Source organism: Mesobacillus sp. (genome assembly GCF_049588175.1).
In the GTDB taxonomy this organism is placed as follows: domain Bacteria; phylum Bacillota; class Bacilli; order Bacillales; family Cytobacillaceae; genus Mesobacillus.
This window is the reverse complement of record NZ_JBAVFI010000104.1, coordinates 1-3,755: the sequence shown is the minus strand read 5'-3', so window position 1 is coordinate 3,755 and position 3,755 is coordinate 1. Positions and strand designations below refer to the sequence as shown.

The window sequence follows — 3,755 nt, the reverse complement described above, 5'->3', positions numbered from 1 at the left end:
CTCTCTTTTACCGAACGAAATAATGATTTCATTATACCCTTTTGGTATAAAAATGAATAAAGATATCCTATTTAAGCTAGTGGGCTCAAGTTACAAGCAGTATATCCAGTTGTTGGAAAAAGTAGTGATTGTTGTGGTTTTCGTAGTGATTATGAATAAAAACGTAGCGATTGTTGTGGTATTCGTAGTGATTATGAATAAAAACCGTAGTGACTATGGGTAATTCCTAGTGAATATTTATAAAAACATTGTAAGTGTTGTTTATTCATAGCGGTTTGAAAATAAATCGTAGTAAATTGAAGGATGAGGCGTGGCAAAAACGCAAAAAGCGGCTTTATTGGCCGCTTTTACCGTCTATTATTCTGCAAAGATCTTTTCGATATTAAGGAACCGTTTCGGGTCGAGTGTGTTATTAATCCACCTTCGCAGCACCGACAATTCTTTTTAAAGCTTCAATATAGCCAGCCTTGCAAAAGAGATCTTTTCTTATGCTTCGATGGATCAGGAACCGAGATACCGGGCGTAATACGATTTTGCTTTTACCGTATCATTCGTTCCATGGACTAGGACCCTTCCATCCTGAAAGATGACCATTGTGATTTCCTCATCTGGCATGAAACGGAGCAAAAACGGATTTCCTTTTACCATACCGTTGTTTTTCAAACGAGCTGCGAGTTTTTCCAAATCGGTCTTTGCCTTTTGCCGCGGATTGATTTGGATCGTATTCCTGCCGCATAAGGATGCATAGTTAATTTGCTGTTCTGAGGAACGGTCAAGAAACTCAAATTGGTGATGGACGCAGGCAGGACATTTAGGGTTACGCCCCTTGCTTACATCCATTTGCAAAAAGGAGTTAAACCAGATATCCATTTGCTCGAGATTTGGATTTGACTCAGCTCCAACTAGAAGCTTGAGCGCTTCGACAGCTTCAAATGATCCGATTATATCCGTAATCGGGGAGAGGACTCCTATGCTGTCACACGTTTCTCCCAGCCCCGCAGGCACTGAAGGAAACAGGCAGCGGTAGCATGGTGTTTCACCCGGCTTGATCACTGCGAACATACCCCTTGAACTGACCGCGCCGCCGTAGACCCAGGGAATTCCGTGTTTGACTGCGACATCATTGATCAAGTAGCGGGCCATGAAATTATCAGTCCCGTCGACGATCACATCGAAGCCTGCAAGTAAGTCTTCTGCATTATCTAAGGTCAGATCCGCGATGATAGGCTCTACTTTTACCCCGGAATTGATTTTCGTCAGTTTCTTTTCAGCCGCGATGACCTTTGGCAGGCTTTCCTTCGCATCGTCCTCATCGTAAAGAGTTTGGCGCTGAAGATTCGACAATTCCACGAGGTCCCTGTCTATAATCCGGACATGACCTACTCCCGAACGGACAAGGTGATTTGAAATAACCGTTCCGAGCGCGCCCATGCCAACGATGACAGCAGAACTATTTAACAGCTTTTCCTGGCCTTCGCTGCCAATTTGCTTGAATAAAATTTGCCGTGAATAACGCTCCATTTCTGTCATAAAAAAATCCCCTCACTTCTAAGTTAAATTATAAGGTAAATAATGCTTTTTTTTGTAGATAAATTTAACTATACTAAATGTTAAGAGATACTAAATTCTCTTAATAATCAAAAAGAAAGAGGTGGATTAGTTAAGATGAATCTTGGAGGATTTAAAAACAAAGAAGTTTTAGTTGATTTGACGGATGGTTCGATTGATTACAGAGGCATTAATGAAGAGGATGTACGGAAGTATATTGGTGGACGCGGTCTAGGTGTTAAGTATGTTTTGGACAATGGCCCAGAGGTTGAGCCGTTATCCGAAGAAAACATCCTTTGTATCATGACTGGACCTGTTACAGGATCACGTTCTTCGATGAGCGGACGTCTTGCAGTCGTAACAAAGTCTCCATTGACTGGAACAGTTACTGACTCTCACATGGGCGGCTGGACTGCAGCTCGCTTAAAATGGGCCGGCATTGATAACGTTATTTTTAAAGGTAAGAGCGACAAGCCTGTTTACCTTTATATCGAAAATGGCCAGGCAGAGCTTCGTGATGCTTCTGAATTCTGGGGCTTGAGCACACGTGCAACTGTCCAGGCTATGAAGGATCGCTATGGAGCGGATGACCTTAGTGTCATGACAATTGGCCAGGCTGGCGAAAATGGTGTTCGCTTTGCGGCATTCATGAACGAGCATGACCGTTCTGCTGGACGCGGCGGCACTGGTGCGGTTGCGGGATTCAAGAAATTGAAGGCAATCGTCATCAAGGCAGGACAAAAAGGCAATATGCCTGAACCGGCACAGAAAGATGAATACAATCAAGCTAACAGAAAAGCTGTAAAAGCGATTTTAGAAGGCGGATTGACTGCTCCGAACAAGGGCGGATTATCTGTATATGGAACGAATGTCCTTACTAACTTGATCAATGAAGTGGGAGCGCTTCCAACAAGGAACTCTCAGTTAACACACTGGGATGAAGCGGAAAAGCACTCTGGCGAGTATGTAAATGAGCACCTGCTTGTTGCGAACAATACATGCCACGCTTGCCCTGTCGCTTGTAAAATTGAAGTCGAAGTTAAAGAAGGCAAATACAAGACTCGCGTTGAGAGCTTTGAGTTCGAATCTGCATGGGCGCTTGGAGCAAACAGCGGACTAAGCGATTCTGAAGCGATTGCATACTTAATCGATATTTGTAATGAATACGGCATGGACACAATCGAACTTGGCCACGCAATTTCAGTCACAATGGAAGCGTACGAAAAAGGCCTTGTTGGCGAAAAGCTTGATTGGGGCGATGCAGATGGCATGATCGAAATCGCACGCAAGATCGCTTTCCGTGAAGGCTTCGGCGGCATTCTTGCTGAAGGACCTGCGCGTGCAACAGCTCTATGGGGCGCTCCTGAGCTTTCCATGTCTGTTAAAGGCCAGTCTATCCCAGCTTACGATCCACGCGGTATCCAGGGTATCGGCCTCGGCTATGCAACTAGTAACCGTGGTGCTTGCCACCTTCGCGGCTACACAATTGCGAGTGAAATCGCCGGTATTCCTGAGCCAACTGACCGTACTGTGGCAGAAGGCAAAGCTGAGCTTCTGAATGTATTCCAGAACTTGCTTTCATTCTCTGACTCTATGAATATTTGTAAGTTCTCTTCCTTCTCAGAAAATGCAGAGCACTATGCTGAACAGTACAGCACGATGACTGGTATTCCAATGACTGCTGATGAAGTAATGCTTGCAGGTGAAAGAATCTATAACCTTGAGCGCTACTACAATAACCTGGCTGGCTTCAACAAGCGTGATGACGACTTCCTTCCTAAACGCTTCACAGAAGAAGCTGCTTCAGGTAACAGCTTAGGCATGGTAAGCCGTATGGATATCATGCTAGATGATTACTATAACGTGCGCGGATGGGTAGACGGTGTTGTACCTGAACAAAAGCTTCGCGAACTAGGAATCATTGACGAAGCAACGACTCCTGCTACTGAAGAAGTTTAATTAGCTGATAATCTGCCCTGCATTCGGGACAGATGCTAATTGAACATAAGAATGATAGAAAACCAGGTGATTTTGCCTGGTTTTTTGTTTTAAATTGGGGACAAAATGAATGTTGAGCGGTTTTCTCTTAAAACGGGAGCACAGCCTACTGATAATTTGGACTTCTAGGAAAGCAGTAAGCCTGAATCTGGCGAAAATGACACGGAATTTGGCGATTATGAATGATAATCTGGCGAAAATGATAGCCA

Annotated in this window: 3 protein-coding genes; 2 read left to right on the top strand and 1 reads right to left on the bottom strand. The window is 44.2% G+C overall.

The annotated features are described in order from the left end of the window. A partial coding sequence (locus WB217_RS02205; protein ID WP_423990237.1) for a hypothetical protein occupies window positions 1–223 on the top strand: 223 nt, incomplete at its 5' end. Between the two features lie 278 nt (window positions 224–501). Here WB217_RS02205 and WB217_RS02200 read toward each other — a convergent pair. Beyond that, complete coding sequence (locus WB217_RS02200; RefSeq protein WP_423990235.1) at window positions 502–1,530, bottom strand: ThiF family adenylyltransferase; 1,029 nt, start codon at window positions 1,528–1,530, stop codon at window positions 502–504. Window positions 1,531–1,665: 135 nt separating this feature from the next. On the opposite strand from WB217_RS02200, the gene WB217_RS02195 reads away from it, so the two are divergent. Further along, window positions 1,666–3,507 carry an aldehyde ferredoxin oxidoreductase family protein gene (locus WB217_RS02195; protein WP_423990233.1) on the top strand — a complete coding sequence of 614 codons (1,842 nt, stop codon included), beginning with the start codon at window positions 1,666–1,668 and terminating at the stop codon, window positions 3,505–3,507. The last annotated feature ends 248 nt before the right edge of the window (window positions 3,508–3,755 follow it).